Source organism: Kribbella kalugense (genome assembly GCF_004365875.1).
GTDB lineage: Bacteria > Actinomycetota > Actinomycetes > Propionibacteriales > Kribbellaceae > Kribbella > Kribbella kalugense.
Genome location: NZ_SODF01000004.1, coordinates 64,705 through 87,981 on the forward strand (window position 1 = coordinate 64,705; position 23,277 = coordinate 87,981).

28 protein-coding genes are annotated in these 23,277 nt (G+C 68.3%); 8 read left to right on the top strand and 20 right to left on the bottom strand.

The features are described 5' to 3' along the window. Nucleotides 1-52: 52 nt before the first annotated feature. Nucleotides 53-493 carry a hypothetical protein gene (locus EV650_RS37600; RefSeq protein WP_134124015.1) on the top strand — a complete coding sequence of 147 codons (441 nt, stop codon included), beginning with the start codon at nt 53-55 and terminating at the stop codon, nt 491-493. A gap of 279 nt (nt 494-772) precedes the next feature. Here EV650_RS37600 and EV650_RS37605 read toward each other — a convergent pair whose 3' ends face one another. Then, nucleotides 773-1,237, bottom strand: a complete 465-nt coding sequence (locus EV650_RS37605; protein ID WP_134124016.1) for a MarR family winged helix-turn-helix transcriptional regulator — start codon at nt 1,235-1,237, stop codon at nt 773-775. Nucleotides 1,238-1,287: 50 nt separating this feature from the next. On the opposite strand from EV650_RS37605, the gene EV650_RS37610 reads away from it, so the two are divergent. Continuing rightward, nucleotides 1,288-1,671 carry a cupin domain-containing protein gene (locus EV650_RS37610; protein WP_134124017.1) on the top strand — a complete coding sequence of 128 codons (384 nt, stop codon included), beginning with the start codon at nt 1,288-1,290 and terminating at the stop codon, nt 1,669-1,671. 3 nt (nt 1,672-1,674) lie between these two features. On the opposite strand, the gene EV650_RS37615 is transcribed toward EV650_RS37610, so the two are convergent. After that, nucleotides 1,675-2,949 (bottom strand): glycoside hydrolase domain-containing protein, encoded by a 1,275-nt coding sequence (locus EV650_RS37615; RefSeq protein WP_166678414.1) that lies wholly within the window; start codon nt 2,947-2,949, stop codon nt 1,675-1,677. A gap of 93 nt (nt 2,950-3,042) precedes the next feature. On the opposite strand from EV650_RS37615, the gene EV650_RS37620 reads away from it, so the two are divergent. Then, nucleotides 3,043-3,516, top strand: a complete 474-nt coding sequence (locus tag EV650_RS37620; RefSeq protein ID WP_134124019.1) for a GyrI-like domain-containing protein — start codon at nt 3,043-3,045, stop codon at nt 3,514-3,516. Next, nucleotides 3,517-4,572, top strand: a complete 1,056-nt coding sequence (locus EV650_RS37625) for an ArsR/SmtB family transcription factor (protein ID WP_134124020.1) — start codon at nt 3,517-3,519, stop codon at nt 4,570-4,572. On the opposite strand, the gene EV650_RS37630 is transcribed toward EV650_RS37625, so the two are convergent. Both EV650_RS37630 and EV650_RS37635 read right to left on the bottom strand, forming a co-directional pair. Next, entirely contained in the window at nt 4,573-4,887 is a 315-nt protein-coding gene (locus EV650_RS37630) for a DEAD/DEAH box helicase (RefSeq protein WP_134124021.1), read from the bottom strand. Between the two features lie 50 nt (nt 4,888-4,937). Next, nucleotides 4,938-5,990 (bottom strand): FAD-dependent oxidoreductase, encoded by a 1,053-nt coding sequence (locus EV650_RS37635; RefSeq protein WP_134124022.1) that lies wholly within the window; start codon nt 5,988-5,990, stop codon nt 4,938-4,940. A gap of 51 nt (nt 5,991-6,041) precedes the next feature. Between EV650_RS37635 and EV650_RS37640 the strand changes: the two genes are divergently transcribed. Continuing rightward, nucleotides 6,042-6,917, top strand: a complete 876-nt coding sequence (locus EV650_RS37640) for a LysR family transcriptional regulator (protein WP_134124023.1) — start codon at nt 6,042-6,044, stop codon at nt 6,915-6,917. Here the strand turns inward: EV650_RS37640 and EV650_RS37645 are convergent. The 10 genes from EV650_RS37645 to EV650_RS37690 form a co-directional block, all read right to left on the bottom strand. Next, complete coding sequence (locus EV650_RS37645) at nt 6,907-7,389, bottom strand: 2,4'-dihydroxyacetophenone dioxygenase family protein (RefSeq protein WP_134124024.1); 483 nt, start codon at nt 7,387-7,389, stop codon at nt 6,907-6,909. The two genes, EV650_RS37640 and EV650_RS37645, sit on opposite strands and share 11 nt — an antisense overlap. Nucleotides 7,390-7,399: 10 nt before the next feature. After that, nucleotides 7,400-8,074 carry an SDR family NAD(P)-dependent oxidoreductase gene (locus tag EV650_RS37650; protein WP_134124025.1) on the bottom strand — a complete coding sequence of 225 codons (675 nt, stop codon included), beginning with the start codon at nt 8,072-8,074 and terminating at the stop codon, nt 7,400-7,402. 69 nt (nt 8,075-8,143) lie between these two features. Continuing rightward, nucleotides 8,144-9,304: a N(5)-(carboxyethyl)ornithine synthase gene (locus EV650_RS37655; RefSeq protein ID WP_134124026.1), complete on the bottom strand. Its 1,161-nt coding sequence runs from the start codon at nt 9,302-9,304 to the stop codon at nt 8,144-8,146. Between the two features lie 53 nt (nt 9,305-9,357). Beyond that, the gene (locus EV650_RS37660; RefSeq protein ID WP_134124027.1) at nt 9,358-9,981 is read right to left on the bottom strand and encodes a hypothetical protein; all 624 of its coding nucleotides are present in this window, start codon (nt 9,979-9,981) and stop codon (nt 9,358-9,360) included. 60 nt (nt 9,982-10,041) lie between these two features. Next, on the bottom strand, nt 10,042-10,737 hold the full coding sequence (locus EV650_RS37665) for a hypothetical protein (RefSeq protein ID WP_134124028.1): 696 nt from the start codon (nt 10,735-10,737) through the stop codon (nt 10,042-10,044). An 80-nt stretch (nt 10,738-10,817) separates the two neighbouring features. Beyond that, nucleotides 10,818-12,377 carry a precorrin-3B C(17)-methyltransferase gene (cobJ, locus tag EV650_RS37670; protein ID WP_134124029.1) on the bottom strand — a complete coding sequence of 520 codons (1,560 nt, stop codon included), beginning with the start codon at nt 12,375-12,377 and terminating at the stop codon, nt 10,818-10,820. After that, complete coding sequence (locus tag EV650_RS37675) at nt 12,378-13,007, bottom strand: precorrin-8X methylmutase (protein ID WP_202875292.1); 630 nt, start codon at nt 13,005-13,007, stop codon at nt 12,378-12,380. Beyond that, a complete protein-coding gene (locus EV650_RS37680; protein WP_238174740.1) occupies nt 13,004-14,080 on the bottom strand; it encodes a ferredoxin-like domain-containing protein in 1,077 nt (358 codons plus the stop codon). Before EV650_RS37680 ends, EV650_RS37675 begins: the two co-directional genes overlap by 4 nt. Before the next feature lie 10 nt (nt 14,081-14,090). Further along, entirely contained in the window at nt 14,091-15,257 is a 1,167-nt protein-coding gene (locus EV650_RS37685) for an MFS transporter (RefSeq protein WP_134124031.1), read from the bottom strand. Nucleotides 15,258-15,351: 94 nt separating this feature from the next. After that, the gene (locus EV650_RS37690; protein WP_134124032.1) at nt 15,352-15,597 is read right to left on the bottom strand and encodes a hypothetical protein; all 246 of its coding nucleotides are present in this window, start codon (nt 15,595-15,597) and stop codon (nt 15,352-15,354) included. A 164-nt stretch (nt 15,598-15,761) separates the two neighbouring features. On the opposite strand from EV650_RS37690, the gene EV650_RS37695 reads away from it, so the two are divergent. Further along, nucleotides 15,762-16,400 carry a TMEM175 family protein gene (locus EV650_RS37695; protein ID WP_166678415.1) on the top strand — a complete coding sequence of 213 codons (639 nt, stop codon included), beginning with the start codon at nt 15,762-15,764 and terminating at the stop codon, nt 16,398-16,400. On the opposite strand, the gene EV650_RS37700 is transcribed toward EV650_RS37695, so the two are convergent. The 6 genes from EV650_RS37700 to EV650_RS40800 form a co-directional block, all read right to left on the bottom strand. Beyond that, on the bottom strand, nt 16,360-17,925 hold the full coding sequence (locus tag EV650_RS37700; RefSeq protein WP_134124034.1) for a carboxylesterase/lipase family protein: 1,566 nt from the start codon (nt 17,923-17,925) through the stop codon (nt 16,360-16,362). The two genes, EV650_RS37695 and EV650_RS37700, sit on opposite strands and share 41 nt — an antisense overlap. Nucleotides 17,926-18,012: 87 nt before the next feature. Then, nucleotides 18,013-18,435 carry a PIN-like domain-containing protein gene (locus tag EV650_RS37705; RefSeq protein ID WP_134124035.1) on the bottom strand — a complete coding sequence of 141 codons (423 nt, stop codon included), beginning with the start codon at nt 18,433-18,435 and terminating at the stop codon, nt 18,013-18,015. After that, nucleotides 18,435-19,115 carry a DUF433 domain-containing protein gene (locus tag EV650_RS37710; protein ID WP_134124036.1) on the bottom strand — a complete coding sequence of 227 codons (681 nt, stop codon included), beginning with the start codon at nt 19,113-19,115 and terminating at the stop codon, nt 18,435-18,437. Before EV650_RS37710 ends, EV650_RS37705 begins: the two co-directional genes overlap by 1 nt. A gap of 85 nt (nt 19,116-19,200) precedes the next feature. Beyond that, nucleotides 19,201-19,953 carry a precorrin-6A synthase (deacetylating) gene (cobF, locus tag EV650_RS37715; RefSeq protein ID WP_134124479.1) on the bottom strand — a complete coding sequence of 251 codons (753 nt, stop codon included), beginning with the start codon at nt 19,951-19,953 and terminating at the stop codon, nt 19,201-19,203. Nucleotides 19,954-19,961: 8 nt separating this feature from the next. Next, nucleotides 19,962-21,458, bottom strand: a complete 1,497-nt coding sequence (gene zwf, locus EV650_RS37720) for a glucose-6-phosphate dehydrogenase (protein ID WP_134124037.1) — start codon at nt 21,456-21,458, stop codon at nt 19,962-19,964. A 71-nt stretch (nt 21,459-21,529) separates the two neighbouring features. Continuing rightward, entirely contained in the window at nt 21,530-21,727 is a 198-nt protein-coding gene (locus tag EV650_RS40800; protein WP_202875294.1) for a VOC family protein, read from the bottom strand. Between the two features lie 42 nt (nt 21,728-21,769). Here EV650_RS40800 and EV650_RS37730 point away from each other — a divergent pair, with 42 nt between their 5' ends. Beyond that, entirely contained in the window at nt 21,770-22,096 is a 327-nt protein-coding gene (locus EV650_RS37730) for a YciI family protein (protein WP_134124038.1), read from the top strand. Next, nucleotides 22,086-23,273: an RNA polymerase sigma factor gene (locus EV650_RS37735; RefSeq protein ID WP_134124039.1), complete on the top strand. Its 1,188-nt coding sequence runs from the start codon at nt 22,086-22,088 to the stop codon at nt 23,271-23,273. The genes EV650_RS37730 and EV650_RS37735 overlap by 11 nt, the downstream gene beginning before the upstream one ends. The last annotated feature ends 4 nt before the right edge of the window (nt 23,274-23,277 follow it).

Below are 23,277 nucleotides of genomic sequence, written 5' to 3' on the forward strand. Positions count from 1 at the left end.
TTCGTCCTCGAGGCGGGCTCCTACCGCTCGTACACCAATCGAGGAGGAACGAATGACACGCAAGATCCTGGCGGCGGCCGGTGCAGTGCCGGCACTACTGGCGCTGTGCATCGGCGTCGCTCCCGCGGCGTCGGCTGGGCCGGTTCCCACGGCCCAGCCGCGCGCTGCGGCTGCTGTGCCGACCACGTCGCCGACCGTCGAGTATGTGTATGTGCCAGGGGGCGCGGCCACACCCTGCCCGTCGCAGTACGCCTGTGTCAGCGTGCCTTACGGCGCCGGGTACTACGTCTTCAAATTCATTGCCTACCGCACCTACACGGTGAGCAACTGGGTCGGCACCGGTGCGTTCCTCAACAGGCAGACCGGCGGCGCGGCAGCGCGGTACGACAACGCCGGCGGCAACCAACTCGGATGCGTCCCGGCCGACGGCCAGCACCACTGGATCAACCTGACCCCGGTCTACCGAGTCCGCCTCACCTCCACCCCCTGCTGACTAGAACTGGTACAGAGCAGAGGGGTGCGAAACGCACGGAACCGACCAGCGATCTGGCGAGCTCCCATCACGTGAAGGCTGGATGCGGACGTGCAGGCCACCACAATGCAGTGCTTGGGAGCTGGCCAGGCGGGGCCGTGACTGGCTGGAGGCGGTTGTGATGGCCTGGCGGTACGCCGCGACGCTCCAGCACCTCGGCGGGGCGAGGTTGGGGCGGATTTCTGCCCAAATCGGGTACACGATCCTCCCCAGCCCGATCCTGTCGGCCACTCGCCGGCACTAGAACATCAGCGCCCGGAAGTGCGGCGTGCTGACCTGGGCTTCGCCGGCCATGTGGGTCAGTACGTCGCGCAGGGTGTCGATCGCCTCGTCGCCGAATCGTTTGCGCAGGCGGCGTTCGTAGGCCTGATGGAATCTGCGCGCTGCGGAGAGTGCGGCCGTGCCCTGGGCGGTCAGGTGCAGTAGGCGGGCCCGTGCGTCGGTGGGGTCGGGGCGACGTTCGACGTACCCTCGGCGCTCCATGTCGTCGACGATCTGAGCGGCGCCCTGCTTGGTGATCTCGAGCCGCTCGGCGAGTCCGGTGATCGTGGTCGGTCCGGCGCCGAGCGTCCGCAGTACGAATCCGTCCGACCGGCCCTGGTCGGCGTACCCCAGTGCGGCGATGTGCTCGCGCAGGTCGCGGACGAACTCCTGGTCCGCCAGCAGTAACAGGATCCCGATATCCGGCTTGCCCGATCGCGTCATGACAGTCATGATAGACAAGCTGACTTGGTCAAGTCAGCTTGTCTAAATGAGTGGGGGACGAGATGCAGGTCATTCACGCGGCCGACGCGCCGCGGTTCCAGCTGCCCGGGGTCGAGTTCACCGGGATGGCCGCGCCGAGCCGGGGTTCGGCCGGGCTGTGCACGTGGAAGCTCACGGTCGACCCCGGTCACGGCGGCGACGCGCCGCACACGCTCGACCGGGACGAGGTGTTCATGGTGCTCAGCGGCTCTGTGCAGATCACTCCGGACGGCGAGAAGCTCGGCCCGGGCGACGCGGTCGTCGTGCAGGCTGGTGAGCCGATCTCGCTGACCAACCTCGGCGAGGGCAAGGCGGAGCTGCACGTGGCCATCACGGCTGGCTTCACGGGTTACATGGCGGACGGGACCGCAGTACAGCCGCCTTGGGCGCAGTAGTCGTCAGCAGCGGCGGATCGGTGCGGTGTACGTCGTATTGCTCGCGGTGGCGACGTAGTAGTCGGTGACGTAGCTGCCGTCACTCAGCCGGTCCCAGACCGCGGTTGTGCCGACCTTCGAGCCGGCTTGCTGGCAGGTAACCCAGGCCAGCGAGCCGGCCGGCAACGTGCTCGGGTACGCCGCATAGGACGCACCCGGACCGTGTCGCCGACTCAGGCCGCTAATCGTTGTCTGGAAGGGGAAACTGCACCCCGGAAGAGGCGCGCTGTACCCGGGCTTGCTCGGGGTACGCACGTAGTAGTCGGTGACGTACGTGCCGTCGATCAGCTTGTCCCAGACCGCCGAGGTGCCGATCTTCGGTCCGAACGTCTGGCAGACAAGGCGGACGCCGGCGTTGGCGGCGATGGTCGACCGGACCGGGTACGCCGTCGACGGGCCGCTGTACGAATGGATCGTCGTACGGACCGTGTAGCTGTAGGCCACGGACGCGACCGGTGCGTCGAAGCGGTCGTTGTCGATGTTGAGCGTCACGCCGCCGTACGTCTCGGTGTGGTCGCCCCTGTACTGCTTGCCGCGCTGCCCGACCGCCCAGAACGTGTTGGGGACACCAGCCCACCCGGTGAGCACGCTGCTGTTGTCCCAGCGCGCGATCCACAGTGCATCCGGCCGTGCGTACGACGGGGAGTTGTAAGCCGCCGCGAGGTCAGGTGCCCCTGAGCTCAGGTTTGCGTACACACCGGACAGGTAGCGCTGCAGGTGCAGCTCCTTGGTCCACGCGGACAGGTAGTGCAGTACGGCGGAACGGCAGACGGCGTTGGTGTTGTCGTAGTTCTCCATGTCGTTGTAGAGCCCACTGCCCGGGAGGAGACCGAGTGCCTTCGCCTTGGCAACCGCGTCGTCCGCCTCCCGCACCGCTTCCCGGTTGGACGCTGTCGTGGACATTCTGTACTTCCGCGTGCCGCAGGGGGCTTGCAGACCTAGATAGATCGGGACGAGTCGCCACCCCATCGCGGTGACGGCGTTGACCCAGGCCGGGGTCAGCTGCGGCTGGGCGCAGGTCCGGTTCACGCCACCGAAGTAGATGCCGACCGCCTTGTACGGCGATGCCTTCCAGGCGGTCATCTGGGCCAGCGTCGGCGCCGTACACGTGTCGAACGCCAGACCGGTGAACCGGGTCGCGGTGGTCCCGGCGTTGTAGGTGATCGGCGTCGTCGGCTCCGCGTGGGCCGACGTACCGATGACCATGAGTGCAAGAGCCCCGACGAGAACCTTCAGCATGACCGCCACCCCCTACTCTCAGTACACGCTCAGCCGACCGCCCGCGCCAGTCCTGAAGGTAAGTTGAGCCCCAACACCGACTTGGGAGGATCGATGCCGGAGATCGTGGAGATTGGCGAACGTCCGTACGTCGCGCTGCGGGGCAAGGTGCCGATGAGCGGGATCGGCGCGTTCGCGGACCGGATGCGGGAGGTGATCGACTGGCTCGCCGCCAAGGAGATCGCCCCGAACGACGCGCCGTTCTTCAAGTACGACGTGATCGACATGGAGGGCGAGCTGGTGATGGAGATCGGGTTCCCGGTCGACGACCTGCACTCCGGCGAGGGCGAGATCGTCACCGGCGTACTCCCGGCCGGCCGGTACGCGATCGCCCACCACCACGGTCACCCCGACGGCCTGATGGCTGCCACCGGCGCGCTGCTGGACTGGGGTAAGCAGCAGGGCGTCGAGTGGGATGCCAACGGCGACCACTGGACCGCGCGACTCGAGATCTACCTGTCCGACCCCCGCGAGGTCCCCGACATGAATGACTGGGACACCGACCTCCAATTCAAACTGAAGGACTGAATGCCGACTGTCCTTGCCGGGGTCGGTCGGCTTGAGCCGGAGCGGATCCGGCATGTGGCGTCGCCACTGATCGAGCTCGGCTCGGCCCTACACGTACTGGCCGAGCCGGCGCACCATGACCGGGTCGACTGGGCAGCTTCCGTGCCGCTGTCGGCTGACCTGCGTTCGGAGCTCGCGCAGTGGTCCTGGACCGTACGTGCGGTCCGGGCACGCTTCTTCGCGACGACCGCCTCGACTGGCATGCCGTCGTGGTCAGACGAGCTGGCGGTACTCCGATCACGCCCGCCGGAGGATGTGGCCGCCGAGCTCGTCCGCCCGTTGCACGGTCGTCCGCTGAACAGCCGATCCGTCGACAAGGACGCCGTACTGCACTGGGCACGCAGTCGCGGCCGGTCCGTCGCCGCACTGGTCGAATCACTGCTAACAGACCCTGCCGACCCGGTACGTCGTTTTGCCGACCTGCTGGACGCCTGCTGGCAGGAGTGGTTCAGCGTGGTCTGGGAGTCGTCACGTGACGCGCTGGCCGCCCGTGGTCGACACGACCGCGACCTGGCGATCCGTGACGGTGCCGGGGCGATGCTGCGCTCGTTGGACAGCTCGATCGACCAACGCGACGCGGACAGCATCGTCGTACAGAAGGTGCAGAGCAAGCGGATCGACATCAGCACCCGGTCGCTGTTGCTTGTCCCGAGCAACTACATCGCGCCGCACCTGTTCGTCGGCGAGATCCCCGGCGAGCCGATCACGATCATCTATCCCGTCGCCGGCCGCGCCGCCGCCGTACCCACGGCCCAGCAGATCCGCGCCCGTCTCGACGCACTCGCGTCGCCCGACCGCCTCCAGGTCTGCCGAGCCGTGGCCAGCGAGCCCCGCACCGCCGGTGAGATCGCCGCACTCTGGGGCCTTCACCCCACGCAGGTCACCCGCCACCTCCGCGCCCTGACCCGAGCCGGTCTGGTCACCGCCGAACGCCAGGGCCGCTTCGTTGCCTACCGTCTCAACAACGACGTCCTGACGACCCTGGGCACCGAGCTGCTGACCCTCGTCCTGCGCTGATCAGGACTTGTCGTAGTGGGACGGTGGGAACGGGTGGCGATCGGTCAGCGGGTAGAGCTCGCTCTCCTCCGTCTGGCGCTTGATCTCCGCCTCTTCCTCCCGGTACTCCTCGGTGTCGGTCACGTCGTCCGAAGCCGGTACGTCGGTGGCCGGCGGGACCTCGTCGGGGTCGTAAGCGTCGATACCGGCCTCGACCCGCTCCTCTTCGGTGCGGCGGGCGAGCGCGTCGTCGTCGGGGCGCAGCGCGTCGCCGCCACCGTGCTCGCGGCGATCCCGGTGGGACTCCTCCGACGTGTCGAACGGTTCCTGAGTCATCGCTACCTCCACAGATCCGAAGCCGCTGATGCTGATGGGGTCCACCGTACTCAGGCCGCCACGGGATTGAGGAGATCACGCAGCGCCCGGGCAGCGGTGAACCCGGCCCGGTTGGCGCCGATGGTGCTGGCGGAGGGGCCGTAGCCGACCAGGTGGATCCGGTCGTCGGCCGCGGTGGCGGTGCCGTTCATACGGATGCCGCCGGAGGATTCGCGCAGGTGGAGCGGGGCCAGATGAGCGAGGTCGGCGCGGAAGCCGGTCGCCCAGAGGATGGCGTCGAAGTGTTCATGCCGGCCGTCCGGCCACTCGACGCCGTCAGGGGTGATCCGGGAGAACATCGGGTGGCGGGTGTAGACGCCGCGCTCGGCAGCGGCCTGCTCTTGCGGACGCAGATGGAGGCCGGTCACGCTGACCACGCTCCGCGGTGGCAGTCCGGCCCGGACCCGCTCCTCGACGCGAGCCACGACCTGCCGTCCGTACTCCGGGGTGAAGTCCTCGTCCGTCCGCCATTCCGGCGGCCGCCGGGTCACCCACGTCGTCGTCGCGACAGCGGAGATCTCGGCCAGCAGTTGCACCGCTGACGCACCTCCGCCGACGACGAGCACGTGCTGTCCGGCGAGCTCAGCGGCGCCGCGGTACTCGGCGGTGTGCAGTTGCCGGCCCTTGAAAGTCTCGATCCCCGGATACCAGGGGATGAACGGCCGGTCCCAGGTCCCGGTGGCGTTCACCAACGCAGCCGCGGAGTACACGCCGGCCGACGTCTGCAGCTCGAAACCCTCGTCGATCTGATGAACGCTCTCGACGGACACCGGCCGCACGACCGGCAATTCGAACCGCTTCTCGTAGTCCGCGAAGTATGCCGGGACGAAGTCATTAGCCTGCTCGGCGCCCGCGCTGGACGGCACCGGGACTCCAGGCAGGTTCGCGATTCCATGCACATCGTGCATCGTCAACGAGTCCCACCGATGCTGCCAGGCCCCACCCGGCGCCGGGTTCCGGTCCAGTACGACGACCTCGTCGTACGGCGTGAATCCGAGCCGCACCAGGTGGTACGCAGCCGACAACCCCGCCTGTCCCGCACCGATCACCGCTACCTCGAGCACACCACCAACAACGCCAACCCCGGCCCGACTCTTCCCGCTACCGTGACGTCCATGGACCTCACCGCGGCGTACGGCTTCAGGATGGACTGGATCGTCAGCTTCGTCGCCGTCGCCCGGTACGGCGGGTTCTCGGCGGCAGGCAAGTCCGTATACCGGGGGCAGTCGCGGATCAGCGAGCACGTGGCCGAGCTGGAGCGCGCTCTCGGCGTACAACTCTTCGACCGCGGCCAAACCACCAGCCTGACCCCGGAAGGTCGCGCGCTGCTCCCGCGTGCCGAGGAGATCCTGCGGACTGTGCAGAGCCTGAACGCCGGGGGAGAGGTCCGGTTCGGCGTCTACCCGAGCGCGGCCGCGTGGCTGTTCCCTCGCGTCGTACGCCGGCTCCCGGACGACATCAGACTCCTGCTCGTGGAGGGGCCGAGTGTCGACCTCGAGAGCGCGCTGGTCCGCGGCGACATCGACCTCGCGATCCGCCCGGTCCACCCACTCGTGACGGACGAGTCCCTGGTCCACGAGGTGCTCTGGCGCGAACCGCTCGTTGCCGTCTTCCCGGACAAGCATCCGCTGGCCGGCGCCGGGTCCGTCGGTCTCGAACAGCTCGCCGAGCTCCCGCTGATCTCCATCGGCGAGGCCGACGGTCCGCGCCAGTTCGAGTCCCATCTGGCCTTCGCGTCAGCCGGTCTCAACCCTGAGTCCGCCTTCCGCACCAACCAGCCGCAGACCCTGCTCTCCCTGGTCCGCCACGGCCTCGGGGTCGGCGTGACCAACCAGCTGGCGGTCACCACCGCCAACCTCGAAGGGGTGAAGCTCGTCCCAATTCACGACGCCGGGGTTGATCGTCAGGTCGGCCTGTTCACCCGCCGCGATCGCGGCCACTCGCCGTCGTTGGAGCAGGTGATCGAAGCGGTGCGGCAAGTCAGCGGATGAACTGATCCACGTAGTCGGCGCCCAGTCCGTTGGCGGCGTAGTGGTCTCGGCAGAGTTGGATCTTGGTGAAGGTGTCTTCGTAGCCGATCTGGTTGCCGGCCTCGTCGACGTAGATCATCGCGCCGGAGATGTTGAAGAACGTGATCATCTCGGTGCAGTCCTCCGGGACGCGGAGGGTGTGGATCTCGCCGGGCGGCTCGTACACGAACGACCCGGCCTCCGCGACCCACCCGTGTTCGTCGTACTGCCATTTGCCCTTGATCACATAGCCGAAGACCGCGCTCGGATGCCGGTGCCGCGACACGATGCCGGACCGGGTCACCTTGAGCAGGTTGCACCACTGGCCGGTGACCGTGTTCAGCATCAGCGGCCGGAACCACACGTCCGGCGCCTGCTGTACCCACAACCGGTCGTCGTCCGGGACCGCCTGGACGGCGATCTCCGCGGGCACACCTGCCGAAACCGGGATCATCGAGTTCTCCTTACATGCTCAGGTAGCCGCCGTCGACGGGTACGACGGTGCCGGTGACGAAGCCCGCGTCCGGGCCGGCCAGGAAGGCGATCACGCCGGCGACCTCGTCAGGCGTGCCCCAGCGGGCCATCGGCGTACGGGAGAGAATCCGCTCGGAGGCTGCCGGATCGGCTTGCAGTGCCGCGGTCAGGTCGGTGGCGATCCAGCCGGGTGCGACCGCGTTCACCCGGATGCCGTCCGCTGCCCACGCGACCGCCAGCGACTTCGTCAGCTGGACGATCCCGCCTTTGGACGCGCTGTACGCCGGAACGAGCGGACCACCGAAGTAGCTCAGCATCGACGCCACGTTGACGATGCAGCCCCGGCTCGCCGCGAGCAGGTCGTGCGCCGCCTCGGCTGCCCGCATCGCGCCGGTCAGATTGATCTCCACGACCTCGCGGAACACCTCCGGCCGGTGCTCGTCGCCGCGCTTGATGATGCCGGCCGTATTGACCAGTACGTCGAGCCGGTCGAGCGAGCCAATCAGATCCTCGAGAGCCTGCGGGGTGCGGAGATCGAGCTCGACCTCCGACTCGCCCGCACCGAGGCCGGCCGCGACGACGTGCAGCCCGTCGGCGGCAAGTCGCCGTACCGTGGCCGCACCTATCCCACTGGTGCCTCCGACGACGAGCGCGGTCCGGGTCATACCGCTCAGCCTGGCGGTCGATCGGTCTGGCGGCCACCCTGACCCGGAGTCCGGATCGGACCGATCCGGTTAGAGCCGCAGGTGGGGATAGTCGGGGGAGCGGCCCTGGAACGAGAGGATGCCGGGGTTGCGGATGGTGCCGCCCTCGATCTCGATCGCTCGCTTGAGGGTGGCGTCGGCGTGCCAGGAGGCGGGCCCTTCGAGGACCGGCCGGATGAACGGCAGCAGCGCCTCGCTGAGCTCCCAGGTCGCCGAGTTCCACAGGAACGACGGAGTGTGGTCGACGCCGTAGTACGTGATGTGGTCGCCGACCACGAACGTCGGGTCGTCGAACCCGGTCGGTCGGGCCCAGCTGAACCCCATACCGAGGTCGCAGGAGACGTCGACGATCAGGCTGCCCGGCTCGAGCAGCGCCAGGTCCTCCTCGATCAGGAAGGTGAGCGGCGCGTCCGGATCCTGCAGTACGCAGTTCACGATGATGTCGTGCTCGGTCAGGAACCCGGCCAGCGGGACCCGCCCGTCCTCCAGCAGCGCGTGGCTGCGGCGCGGATCGAGAGCGGCGCCGGGCTCGACCTCGTCCTGGTCGTACTGCACCATCCGGGCCGAGTGGATCGGTGAACCGACAGCGGCCACGTCACGGCCCGTGAGGACGTCGACGTCGTGGATCCCATGCGCGTTCAACGCGGTCACGGCTCCTCGAGCGGTCGCGCCGAACCCGATCACGACCGCCCGCAGCCGACGCCCGTAGTCGCCGGTCGAGCCGATCAGCTCGAGCGCGTGCAGCACGGAGCAGTACCCGGCGAGCTCGTTGTTCTTGTGGAAAACATGCAGGCTGAACCGGCCGTCAGCGGTCCAGTGGTTCATCGCCTCGAACGCGATCAACGTGAGCCGCCGGTCGATCGCGATCTGGGTGACCTTGTCGTCCTGGACGCAGTGCGGCCAGCCCCAGAGCACCTGGCCGGTCCGGAGCTCGGCCAGGTCCTCGGGCTGCGGCTTGGGCAGTACGACGACATCCGCGACAGCGATCAACTCGTCCCGGTCGACGACGCCGGCGACCGATTCGGCCAGCTTCCGGTCCGAGATCCCGAACTGTCCGCCGTACCCGGTCTCGAGGTAGATGTGCTGGCGCAGATCCTCGTCGATCCGCTCGAAGTGGTGCGGATGGATCGGCAGACGATGCTCGTTCTCCTTGCGGGAACGGCCGATGACGCCGAGTTTTAACTGGTCCACGAGGGCCCCTTTGGTTACTGCCTGTTTTAGCACAGCGCCGTAGCAGGACCCGTTCAGCCGGCGCTGGCGTCGACCCGCTTGTGGTACCTCTGACCGGCCTTCCCGCCGATCAGTGCGGCGATCAGAGTGATCACCACAGCCGCGATCAGCGTGACCATCCCGCCCGTCGTCAGCGTCCTGTCATCGAGCGGAACCGACGGCAGATCGACCCGATCCAGCACGTCGTACTGCGAACCGGCGAGCGCCGCGAGACCCGCGACCACCGCGGTCACGACGACTCCGATCATCCAGACACCGAACCCCTGCCGGGCACCGTCGAAGCGGGCCAGCCGGCCGGCGACGTACCCGCCGTTGTAGTACGCGATCAGCAGGATCGCCAGCAGGACCGCGGCGGAAGCGATGCCGATCGTGCCGGCCTCGTTGTTCCAGTCGATCGTGAGGGCGTAGTCGACGGCGGCCGCGATGGCGCCGACGATCCCGGTGAGCAGCGCGATCAGTCCGATCGCGACGATCCAGCCGAAGAAGGCCGCTCCGCCCTTGAACCCGCGGAACGACGCGTCGACCTGCTCCCGCCGCACGTCGTCGGCGTGCTTGGCCTCGACATGCTCCCGCTTCGGTGGCATCTCGGACGGGTCGAGCCGCTCGATACGCGTGTCTTCCTCATGCTGCTGGGTCATTGCACTCTCTCCTCACCAGACAGCCCCGTGGCAGCCATCCGGTACCCGGCAGCAAAACCCCTAGTCGACCAGCTGGTCGATCCGGTCGTGGTAGCGCCGGCCGTTCTTGCCGCCCAGGATGGCCGCGAGCAGCGTGAGGAGGAGTAGTGCGGCGGCCGCGACGATCCCGCCGAGTGCGAGCGTGTTGTTGGTCAGCGCCACGTCCGGCCGGTTGATGTCGCTGAGCACGTCGTACTGGTTGTCCAGCAGCCAGCCGGTGCCGCCCGCGACCAACCCGACCAGGACCGCGATCATCCACACCCCGAAGCCCTGCCGTCCGCCGTCGAAGCGGACCAGCCGGCCGGCGACGTACCCGCCGGTGTAGAACGCGATCGTCAGCATCAGGATGGCGACCCCGGCTGCGGTGATCGACGCAGCGCCAGGCTGCGCCTTCGCGTCGCTGGTGGTGTAGTCGAGGACCTGCGCGGTCCCGAAGGCGGCCGCGGACACAGCCGCCAGCAGCAGGACCGACATCGCGATCGCGATCAGCCAGCCGAAGAACGCCGCGCCGAACTTGAACCCGCGGTACGACAGGAGCTCCGGGGCGACCTCAGGCTCCGCGGGACCCGCACCGGGCGGCTGCGGGATCGAGATCGTGCTCATCGCCCGGCTTGCGGCCGCGCGAGCCTCCTCGTACCGCTGCGTGGTGGTGTCCTCGCCGGCGGGCGTGGTGATGGTGGCGGTGTTGCCTAGGTCGCCGGGGTACTGCTGGCTCATGTCCGCTGGCTCCTCACTGGTCGGCGTTCCGCATCGTCCCTACCCGCTCGTACGGCGCCTGACACGGCAGGTGCGCGGATTTAACCGGCTCCTGGAGTCGGGTCACTCTCCGTCGCCGGGTAGCGGCGGGGAGTGAAGACCAGTGGTCCGTCGGGGCGGGACACGGTACGCGTCTGTGACGAGCCGATCAGGAGCAGGCACCGCATGTCAACGGTTTGGGCGTCGAGTTCGGCGAGTGTTGTCACCGTGATCGTCTCCGCCGGGCCGCCCACGTCTCGGCCGATCACGACGGGCGTGTCCGGGGAGCGGTGTTCGAGCAGCAGGTCGCGGGTCGCGGCCACCTGCCAGGTGCGGGACTTCGAGGCCGGGTTGTAGATCGCGATCGCCAGATCGGCCGTGGCCGCCGCGGTCAGCCGCTGAGCGATCACGTCCCACGGCTTGAGCCGGTCCGACAACGACAGGACGCAGTAGTCGTGCCCGAGCGGCGCTCCGACCCGGCTGGCCACGGCCTGGGCGGCAGTCATACCGGGCAGCACGCGTACGGCGATATCGGCGTACTCCGGCTCGGAGGCGACCTCCGTGACCGCACTGGCCATCGCGAACACACCCGGGTCACCGGAGGAGACGACGACCACTGACGAGCCCTTACGGGCTAAGTCGAGGGCGAACGCGGCCCGCTCGGACTCGACCCGGTTGTCCGACCCGTGCTTGCGCTGGCGGGCCCGGTCCGGCAGCCGGTCGACGTACGTGGTGTAGCCGATCACGTCGTCCGCGCCGGCGATCGCGGCCCGGACCTCGGGCGTCATCCACTCCGGCCCGGCCGGTCCGAGGCCGACGACCGTGACGGAGCCTTCGGTGGCCGTTTTGGTCGCTGGGGGAGTGAAGGTGGTGTTCATCGGGCTCGGGAGGAGGGCCAGGGAGAAGTACGGGACCTCGTCTGGGTCGACCTCGTTGAGCGGGGCCGTCCGCTGGGCCTCGGTGGTCGCGCGTTCGACGTACCAGGCCTCGTCGGCGCGGCCTGCGAGCTCGAAGGCCTCTCGCACGTTGGCGAACGTGCGGCCGAGCTTCATCACGGCGGCCGCGTCGGTGGAGCGGAGGCGGTCCGCGAGCACGTCCGGTGGGAGGGTGCCGGGGAGGACAGTGAGGATCTCGTCGCGTTCGCACAGCGGCCGGCCGAGTACGGCGGCGGCCGCGCTGACCGATGTCACGCCGGGGACGACCTCGCACAGGTACTTGTCCGCCAGCCGTTTGTGCATGTGCATGTAGGAGCCGTAGAAGAGCGGATCGCCTTCCGCGAGTACGACGACGTCCCGGCCGGCGTCGAGGTGCGCGGCGAGCCGGGCGGCGCAGTCGGCGTAGAAGTCGTCCATCGCACCCTGGTAGCCGCCGGGGTGATCGGTCGTCTCGGTGGTGAGCGGGTAGACGAGGTGCTCTTCGAGCTGTCCTGGGGTCAGGTACGGCGCTGCGACCGACCGCGCGATGCTCCGTCCGTGCCGCGCACTGTGGAACGCGATCACGTCAGCGGCGCCGATCAACCTCGCCGCCTTCACAGTCACCAACTCAGGATCTCCAGGCCCCAACCCAACACCCCACAACCGCCCGCTGCCCGCACCCGCCGCACCTGCTCCTGGCTCGCGCATTTACTCCTCCTCGCTGGCGATTGCGTTGATCGCGGCTGCGGTGATCGCGCTTCCACCGCGTCGTCCGCGGACGACCATGTACTCCAGGCCCAGTTGATTCGCGGCGAGCGCCTCCTTGGACTCGGCCGCGCCGATGAACCCGACCGGGATCCCGAGCACCGCCGCCGGTCGAGGGCCACCCGTGGCAAGCACGTCGAGGAGATGGAACAACGTCGTCGGAGCGTTGCCGATAGCAACAACCGCTCCGTCGAGACGCTCGCCCCACAGCTCGACCGCCGCCGCGCTCCTCGTGGTCTGCAACTCCTGCGCGAGCCCGACGGTCCGTGGGTCCTGCAGCGTGCAGATCACCTCGTTGTCCGCGGGAAGCCGGCGCCGGGTGATGCCGGCCGCGACCATCTGCGCGTCACACAGGATCGGTGCACCGCCTTGCAGTGCGGCCCGCGCGTTCTTGACCACGTTCGGCGACCAGGCCAGGTCGGCGACCAGATCGGTCATCCCGCAGGCGTGGATCATCCGTACGGCGACCTGCGCCACGTCGGCCGGTAGTCCGTCCAGCTCCGCCTCGGCCCGGATCGTCGCGAACGACCGCCGGTAGATCTCCGCGCCGTCGCGCACGTACTCATAGCTCACAGCCGTTCCCCGTCCACCAGATATCCGTTGCCTACCGCAACCACATCGACAAACGCACCGGCCGGCTTCCCGCACCGCCGCTCACACCCCGACCAATGCACCCGCCTGCCACCTCGAACTACATTCAGACGGGTTGCGTCCGTGCGGACGTCCGCCAGCGCCTTCGCGCATCCCGGCTGACCCGCGCACGCCGTCACACCTTCCCAGACCGAGTCCGGCTGTGTGACCAGCCCGACCTCTTCCAGGCCGGTTGCTCCGACCGGCACCACGACTGACCGCCACGGCGTGATGCGGACCTCATCGCCACCCTGCGCCAGCACAGCTGCCTGATCCTGCGTCACGCTCCCCAACGGAACTGTGACCACCAGCGCCGACCCATGCACACCAGCCGCCATCCTCGTACTGCTGGTGTCCGCGACCTCATCCGCCCGCACCCCGAGCCGCTCAAGCACGCGGTCCGCGCCAACCTCAGCGATCCGCCACTCCTGATCACGCACCGCCAGGAACGCCTCAGCCGCGGCCAACATCAGCTCCGGCACATCGGCCCACCCCACCCGCACACCCCGACCACCGAGGCTCAGCACGGCACTCCGCTCATCCAGCGCCCGTACGGCCACATCTGCCCGCACGTCCGCCAGATCCCCACGCCCATCGTCCAGCGCGAACAGAAACCGCCCCGGCAGTTCCGCCAGCGCCGGACGGCCACACAGCGCCCGGTCAAGAGCAGCAGCCACCGGCAGGACGTCGTACCGCGACTCCTGGTCCAGACCGGAGAGCGGCGACGCCAGGATGTTGCGGACTCGCTCGTGGGTGATCGACGGCAGCAGACCGGCGCTGTACAACCGGTCCGACAGCTCCTGCGGCCCGTCCGCCTTTAGCCCGCGTATCTGCACGTTCCCGCGGGACGTGAGTTCCAGCCGGCCATCACCCAGTTCGGCGGCAGCAACCCGCAGTACGTCGAGCTGGGCGCTGCTCAGCCGTCCACCTGGCAGCCGGACCCGTGCGAGACCGCCGTCAGCCGCCTGGTGCACGGCCAGCACACCAGGGCATCGATCGGTCTCGGTCCGCGCCACAACCGCGATGCTACGTGCCCGGAACCTCCTGTGTTCTGGACCACAGCAGCACCACGACTGCCAGTACTGCGCACCCGCCGCCGGCCACCATCGCCACCGGCACCGACCACGCGTCCACCACGAGCCCGCCGAGCAGCGCGCCGATCGACAACACCGCCTGGAACGAGGAGGTGAACCAAACGGTCGCCGCCTCTCGCGACTGCGGTGCGGCCTTGGCGAACATGCTCATCGAGCACACCGGCACGCCGCCGTACCCGAGTCCCCAGACCACGAGCAGCAGCAAGGCTCCCGTCGTACTGCGGCCGACGACCGGCATCAGCAGGGTCGCGGCGGCGATCAAGGCGGCGCAGGTGGCGAAGGTCGCGGTGAGGTTGCGGGCGGCCGTCGTACCCGCGATGAGGTTGCCGATCAGACCTGCGACTCCGTAGACGAGCAGGAACAGGCCGATCAGCTCCGGGCGTACGACGTCGCGCAGGAAGGGCGTCACGTAGGTGTAGGTGGCGAACTGGGCCGTGACGATCAGACAGGTGACTACTACCGCGTTGCGGCTGCCTCGGAGGGCATCTCGGAGTACGGCGGCTCGGGTGACCTTCAGTGGCGGGAGTGGGGGCACGGTGGTGCGCAGTGCGGCGAGCGCCAGCAGGGCGAGTACTCCGAGGGCGGCGAACGACGTACGCCAGCCGGCGAGCTCACCAACGAACGTGCCTGCTGGTACGCCGAGCACCGAGCCGAGTGGGACTGCGGCGAAGATGACGGCTGTGGCTCGCGGTGCCCAGCGGTCCGGGACCAGTCGGCCCGCCAGGCCGGCGCCGATCGACCAGAATCCGCCGATAGTCAGTCCGACCAGGAATCTGGCCACCAGCTCGAGCCAGAAGACCGGTGCGGCCACTGCGAGGAAGCCGGCGATGGCCAGCAGGACCATGAGGGCGCAGAGCATCAGGCGTCGGTCCAGCCGCGCAGTGACGAGTGTGACGACCGGTGCGGCGACCGCGGCGACCAGGCCGGGCGTTGTCATCAGCCAGCCGGTGCGGCCCGGGGTGAGAGCGAAGTCGGAACCGATCGGCGTGAGGAGACCGATCGGAAGGATCTCCGTGGTCACGATCACGAAGATCCCCAGCGTCACCGCGACCACGCCGAACCACCGGACGGTCGGCGCACGGGTTTCCAGAAGAGTCATAAGAACCAGGCAACCGCCCGCGACCACCTCAGACTCGCGGTTTTGCGACACCGCGGTACCGGCCAAGCAAGGCGTCGTATTTCCGCGATCGGTACTACCCGGGCACGTACTCCGTCAGGTTCTGCCAGGACTCCTTGCTGTCCAGAGAATCCGCGTGCGGCTGCCGGAACAGCTGCACGTACTCGGCGATCTCGGCCAGCGACCACCAGACGTCGAACAGCTCCAGCGCCGCAGCCCGCGGACTGACCGGACCAGCCTCCGCCTGGTACGCCGCGAGTACGTCGACCGGCCCGCCGAGGACCGCGGCCAAGTCGCGCTCACGCGGCGCAAGCCGCGCCACCCGAACCGCGCCACTTTGTGCACCAAAGCCGCACCATTTGTCGCTGACAGTGCGGCACTGGTGCACAAAGTGGGCCTGAGATCCGCGCGGGTAGGGGCGGTGTGGGTGGCTGGTGGGAGTGGGATTCGTTCTGGCTGGGACCGGTGACCGCTACTCTTTCGGCCGTGAGTACGTCGAGAGATCCTGACCGGCTGGTGTTGTTTACCGATGCGGTCGTCGCGATCGCTATCACGCTGCTGGTGCTGCCGTTGGTCGACCTGGTGCCGGAGGTGAAGGCCGAAGGAGGCGACGCGGTCAGTGTGATCGCCGACCACCGGCAGGAGATCTTCACGTTCCTGCTCAGCTTCGTGGTGATCGCGAACTTCTGGCTGGGCCACCACCGGCTGTTCGAGCACGTCCGCGCGTACACGTCGGCGATGATGCGGCTGAACCTGCTCTGGCTGCTCACGATCGTCGTACTGCCGTTCCCGACCGAGATCATCGGCGCCTTCGACACCGGCCGGTTCACTGCCGGGCTGTACGCCGGCACGATCCTTGCGCTCAGCGTCTGCCAGTCCGCGATCACCTGGATGATCCACGGACACAAGGAGCTCGAGAAACCGGACGACCCGGTCAGCCAGCGGGAACTCAACGGCTCCCTGCTGCTGACCGGGTTGACCCTGGTTGCCTTTCTGCTGGCAGCCCTCGTTCCCGGAGTGGGCTTCTACGCGCTGCTGCTACTGCTCGTCTCGCCTGTCGTCATGCGGCTGTGGGGCGGGCGGTCTACAGACCAGCCCAGAACCCACACTGATGCTCAGCAGTGAGGTTGACCGGCTGGATCCCACCCTGGTCGGTCGGAGCCAGTGACAAGCCCTTGACCGCCTGAGCTCCAGTCGGCGACCAGTGCGGCCGGTCCGGGCCGTTCGGGTTACCGGTCCGGGCGAACGCCGTCCAGTAGTCGATCATCTGGTCCGACAGCTTCTGCTGCGTCTCCGACATCGGGAAGTCGTACCCACCGAGCCGGAACAGGTACGGCAGCTCCATGGCGTGGGCCGCGCCCAGTCCGGGTGCTGCGATCGGCGAGTGCTTGTCCGCGAACTCGTACGAGTACACCGGCACCTTCGCGGCCGCCTGCTGGTCCGTCGCGACCTGCGTGCACGACCAGATCCGGTCCGTGGTGACAGCTCCCCATGCTGCAGCGGGCGAGTCATACCGAGCCTGCGGGTAGTGCTGCAGCACCTGCGGGGCCTTCTGCGCGCCGACCATGTTCTTGACGAGCTGCGGGTAGTCCTTGATGTCGCCGAACGCGGCCAGCCAGCCGTTCGCCTCGTCGTGGTTGTTCCCGGAGATGATCGGCACCCGGTGGAACAGTCCGGCCTTCATGGCGCGAGCAGGCGACAGCGGTACGACGGCAGTCCCGCCGTACCCCACCTGGGTGAAGTTCAGCGTGTCGTCGACGAGTACGTCGGACTTCGCGGCGCGGAGGCAGTCGAGCATGGACTGGCCCGGCTTGCAGGCCAGCTTGGCCTTGTTGTCGTCGGCGTACTCCTTGCCGTTGGCCTGGACCGTGCCGGCCGGGATCCACGGGGAATCCGCAGCCTGACCGGGGTACTGGCTGTTGTCGGCCCAGTTGAACGCACAGGAGCCGCTCTGCATGATCGCCTTCGCGAACAGGCCGGTCGCGGTCGGAGAGGTCAGCTGCGCGCAGACGCTCATGCCACCGGCGGACTCACCCGCGACCGTGACGTTGCGCGGATCGCCGCCGAACGCGCGGGCATTGCGCTGCACCCAGCGGAGAGCAGCCTGCTGGTCCTGGATGCCGTAGGTGCCCGATCCCGGCAGGCCCGGATACCCGAAGAAGCCGAAGATGCCGAGGCGGTAGTTGACCGTCACCACGACCACATCGCCGCGGCCGGCGAACTTCGACGCCTCATAACTGTTGCCGGCACCGGAGAAGAACCCGCCGCCGGGAATCCACACCACCACCGCACGCGGTTCCGCCGACGGCTTGGCGGGCGTCGTCACGTTCACGTACAGACAGTCCTCGGTAGACGATCCGCCCGGCGCCTCCGGGTTGTCCTGCTGCGGACATGGGCTGGCCAGCGTCGACTCCCGCACCCCGCTCCACGCCTTCGCCGGCTGCGGCGCCTTCCACCGCAACGAGCCAACCGGCGGGGCGGCGTACGGAATCCCGTCGTACACCAAGGCATCCCCAACCGCCTTGCTCGCCACCAGCCCGCTGTCGGTCCGCACGACATTCTGCTGCGCCGCCTCACCAGGTCCGGCCAGGCCTACCAACAGCCCCACCGGCGCCACGGCGGCCGCCAAACTCACCAAGATTTTCTTCATGCCAGGAGCGTCGCCCAGCTCCCCGCATCCCCGCTTCGGCCCGAAGTCCAGGCCGCCTACACCTTTGGTCTAACTGCTACGCACGGCTCACGACTGGCCGCGCAGGTACAGCGGCCTCACCCCGGACGCGCTCATCGCGAGCGCCCAGGGGCCGGCCCCTCGCTTGATGATCTCGCGCTGGAGCCGCGCCTCGTGCTTCAGGAACACGTCGAATTGATCGCGAGGACCGAGATCCTGCTTGGCGCCGATCCAGACCGAACGGATGCCCAACTCCGAGTACGCACGTAACTCAGCGGGCCGGGTACGAATCCGCCGGTCTCGCGTCAGCACAATCAGTTTGAGCCGGGCGACGACAGGCATCCAGTCAAGGTCCAGGGTGCCGAGCGGTATGTCGGCAAGCTCCTCGTGTCCGGGATAGACGATGTCTTCGCGTCCACTGCGACGGAGTAGTTTGCCGAGCCCTAGCGTGTTCTCGTCGGTGAAGTACACCGGGCCGAGACCGGCGTTCATCAGGCGGCGCGCTCGCTACCAGCGATCAGCTCGAAGCGGATGGCCCCGTCGACCTGCTCGGGACTCAGATCGTAGAGATCGGAGAGCTCCTCGCGGGTTGTGCCGGCCCGGAAGTCCTCTGCAAGGGACTCGGTACGCACGTTGCGGACGGAGGGCTGTCCGAAGGAACGACGCGGATCCATCAGTACGTCGGGAGTGCGGACGTCCGGCTTCAGCCGGCCGACGATGTCGCCGACGTACTCGACGGCTGTGCTGAACCGCTCCGCGGACTCGGCGAGCACCAGTTGTCCGTTGCGGACCACCACGAGCTGTAGTTGACGCTCCAGCCCGACCTGCTCCTGCACGATTCGTACCAGCTCGCGGCCGTCGACATCGAGGAACGGGCGGGCATGTGCGAGGGGATAGCGGCCGAACTCTGTGCGGAGCCGGTTGATCGCTGGGCGAAGCCGCTGCACAGGCACGTCTCGGCTGCGGAACTCCGCGAGAAGTCGAGCCTCGACCATCTCGCCCCAGGTCACAGCGTCGTCACCGGTCGGCTCCGCACGCAGTACTGGCTCGTAGAACCGGCCGCCACGCTCGTACCCCTCCAGCCAGCGCCGGGCGGTCCCCGAGCGCAGGCCGACAAGGCGGTCTACGTCCGGATACGAGTAGATCGCGCGATCGAGGAGAGAGTCAGCCATGAAGACAATCCTGTCACCGACCTGGGACAGAGTACGAAACCCGGCACCTGTGTCGCTCGGTTCTCTGCTCCTTAGCTGCGCGGAACTAAGCTTCCCAGCGCTTCCTGCGGAGCAAGTACGTGTCCATGATCCAGCCCTTGCGGTCGCGGGCTTCGGCGCGGACTTTTTCGATTTCGGCGGCGACCTCGCGCAGTGGACCGGAGATCAGGATTTCGTCGGGGGTGCCTAGGTACGCGCCCCAGTAGATGTCTGCGTCCTGGTCGAGGTGTTCGGTGAACGCCGTCTGTGCGTCGAGCATCACGACCACGTCGTCCACTCCCTCCGGCCAGCCGGCAGCGAGCCGTCGTCCGGTGGTGATCTGGATCGGGCGACCAACCTGATTGAGACCGACCCGATGCCGAGCCGCCAGCGTCGACACGCTGCTGATCCCCGGGATCACTTCGACCTCGAATGCCAGCTCACCCCGCGCCAGGATGTCGTCGAGGATCGCCAACGTGCTGTCGTACAGCGACGGATCGCCCCAGACCAGGAACCCCCCGACCTGATCCTCGCCCAATTCCGACGCGATCAACGCCGCGATCACATCGGCCCGGCGGCGTCGCCAGTCGTCGACAGCTTCGACGTACGCCGTGGTGGTCCGATCCCGCTCCGGGTCCTGGCCGACGACCACCCGGTAGTCCTCCGCGTACCGCCGCAGGATCTCCGATCGCAGATCGACCAGCTCCTGCTTGACCTCGCCCTTGTCCAGTACGAAGAACACGTCGACCCGCTGAAGCGCCGACACAGCCTGCATCGTCACCTGCTCCGGATCACCCGCGCCGATCCCGATGACGGCGATCTCGCGCACTACTGCTTGGCCTCTCGCCACTCGCGTTCGAACGGGAGCCGCCAGGCGCGGGGAGCGATCAGTTGGTGGATCGCGTTCGGGCCCCAGGTGCCGGGCTGGTAGCTCTTCGCGGGCGGCGGGTCCTCGAGCAGCGGGGCCGAGCGGTCCCACAGCGATTCGATGCCCTCGGCGGTGGTGAACAGGGTGTGGTCACCGCGCATCGCGTCCAGGATCAACCGCTCGTACGCTTCCAGTACGTCGGCCGCGCTGCCGGTCTCCTGGGTGGAGAACTGCATCGAGAGCTTCTCCAGCCGCATGCCGGGGCCGGGCCGCTTGCCGTAGAACGACAGCGACACCCGGGACGAGTCGGCCAGGTCGAAGGTCAGGTGGTCCGGGCCTTCGGAGCCGACGCCGGAGCCGGACGGGAACATCGTCTTCGGCGCCTCCTTGAAGGCGATCGAGATAATCCGCTGCCCCTCGGCCATCCGCTTGCCGGTGCGCAGGAAGAACGGCACGCCGGCCCAGCGCCAGTTGTCGATCTCGACCTTCAGCGCGATGAACGTCTCGGTGTCGGAGTCCGGCGCGACGCCCTCCTCGTGCCGGTAGCCGAGGTACTGACCGCGGACCGCGTCGGCCGGGTTGATCGGCAGCATCGACCGGAAGACCTTGTTCTTCTCCTCCGAGATCGCCCGCGGCTCCAGGGCGGTCGGCGGCTCCATCGCGACGAACGACATCACCTGCATCAGGTGCGTGACGACCATGTCCTTGAACGCGCCGGTCGGCTCGTAGAAGGTGGCCCGCTGGTCCAGCCCGAGCGACTCCGGGATGTCGATCTGCACGTGGTCGATGAAGTTCCGGTTCCAGATCGGCTCGAACAGGCCGTTCGCGAACCGGAACGCGAGGATGTTCAGCGCGGCTTCCTTGCCGAGGAAGTGGTCGATCCGGAAGATCTGCGCCTCGTCGAAGGTCTCGTGCACGAAGTCGTTCAGCTCGATCGCGCTGGCCAGGTCGTCGCCGAACGGCTTCTCCATCACCACCCGGGCGCGCTCGACCAGGCCGGCGTCGCGCAGCATCGCGATCACAGCCTGCGCGGCCTTCGGGGGCACGGACAGGTAGTGCAGCCGCCGGGCGTCGGGGCCGAGCAGCTCCTCGGCCGCCTTGACCGCGGCTGCCAGCGCCTCGGGACCGGCCGTCACCGGCACGTACTCGAGCCGCTCGGCGAACTGGGCCCACTCCTCGTCGCTCATCTTGTGGGTGCCGAACTTCTCGACCGCCTTCTTGGCCCGGTCCCGGAACTCGTCCGAGGTCAGGTCCTCGGTCGCCGTACCGATGATCCGGACGTCCGGCGCGAACCGGGACTGCTGCAGATAGGCCAGCCCCGGCAGCAGCTTGCGCTTGGCCAGGTCGCCGGTGGCGCCGAACAGCACGATCACGTGCGGCGCCAGCGGCTCCGGATCCCGTCGCGACGGCCGCGATCCGGGGGCCGGATACGCAATGGTCTGAGTACGGTCAGGCATTCAGTCCTCCCGAGGACGCCACCGGAGCCAACACACCTCGCAGTGTAGGAGCCTCCGGTAACGTCCGGACGTCAGGCTGATTGCCAGAGGCCGAGAACGTTGCCTTCGGTGTCCTTGAAGTAGGCCGCGAAGCCCATGTCGCCGACCGCCGCCTTCTCGCCGACGCGCTCGCCGCCGAGGCTCTCGATGGTCTTCCAGGCCGCGTCGATGTCCCGTCGTACGGCACCTCGAAGTGCACAATCCGACCGGTCATCGCAGTTCCTCCCCAAAGGTTTCCGTGCAATCGACGCTAGACCTGGGAGGATGGCGGGGTGAAGTACCTGCTGATGATCTGTGGGGACGAGTCGCACGCGAACGACGGGTGCGGCGGCTGGTCCGAGGAGATGGAACGCCGCGGTGTGGTCGAGGGCGGGGCCGGGCTGCGGCCGCCGACGGAGGCCACGACGGTCCGGGTACGTGACGACGAGCTCATGCTCACCGACGGGCCGTTCGCCGAGACGAAGGAGCAGATCGGCGGTTTCGTGCTGATCGACTGCGCCGACCTGGACGAGGCGATCGAGATCGCCGCCAAGCACCCCGCGGCCGGGTACGGCACCATCGAGATCCGGCCGTTGCTGGAGACCCCGGTTGACCTTTGAGGAGATCTACCGGCAGGAGTGGGGCCAGGTAGTCGCCACACTGATCCGGCTGACCGGCGACTGGGAGCTGGCGGAGGAGTGCGCACAGGAGGCGTTCGCCGCGGCCCTGCAGAAGTGGCCAAGTGACGGCGTACCGGACAAACCGGGTGCCTGGCTGACCACGACCGCACGGAACCGCGCGATCGACTGGCTGCGCCGGGAGGCGGTCGGTGCCGCCAAGCTCAGGGAGCTGGCGGCTATCGGGCAAGAGCCCGATGTGCAGTACGACGTACCTGATGACCGGCTGCGGTTGATGTTCACCTGCTGCCATCCCGCGTTGGCGATGGAGGCGCGGGTGGCGCTGACGCTGCGGACGCTGGCCGGTCTGAGTACGGCGGAGATCGCGCGGGCGTTTCTGGTCCCGGAGACGACCATGTCGAAGCGGCTGACCCGGGCCAAGCAGAAGATCCAGCACGCCGGCATCCCGTACCGCGTCCCGCCCGCGCATCTCCTGCCGCAGCGGACCCCCGCCGTACTCGCGGTGCTGTACCTCCTCTTCAACGAGGGGTACTCCGACGTTGCCCGAAGCAATCTGAGCGGTGAAGCGATCAGACTGGCCCGACTGCTCGTCCAGCTCATGCCAGCCGAGCCGGAGGCCGCCGGACTGCTCGCGCTGATGCTCCTGCACGACGCCCGCCGTCACACGCGAGTCGCTGACGACGGTGCCCTAGTCACTCTCGACGACCAGGACCGCAGCCGCTGGGACCACCAACAGATCGCCGAGGGCGTCGACTTGCTCGACTCAGCCCTCAGCAGTGGCGGTGCAGGCCCGTACCAGGTTCAGGCCGCCATCGCCGCCTGCCACGCGACCGCCGCGACCGCTGCGGACACGGACTGGCCGCAGATCGCCGGACTGTACGCCCAGCTCCCGCAGACCGCGGTTGTCAGTCTCAACCGCGCCGTAGCCATCGGCATGGCCGACGGACCCGCAGTCGGCCTACGCATCGTCGACGAGCTGGCCGAAGGCCCGCTGGCCGACTACCACCTCCTCCCGGCCACCAGAGCCGACTTCCTCCGCCGACTGGCCCGCTGGCCTGAGGCAACAACGGCGTACAAAGAAGCCCTCACCCTGGCCACCACCGACGCCGAGCGCCTGTACCTCGAGAAAAGGTTGCAGGAGGTGTCCGTCCGGGGCTGAGGCG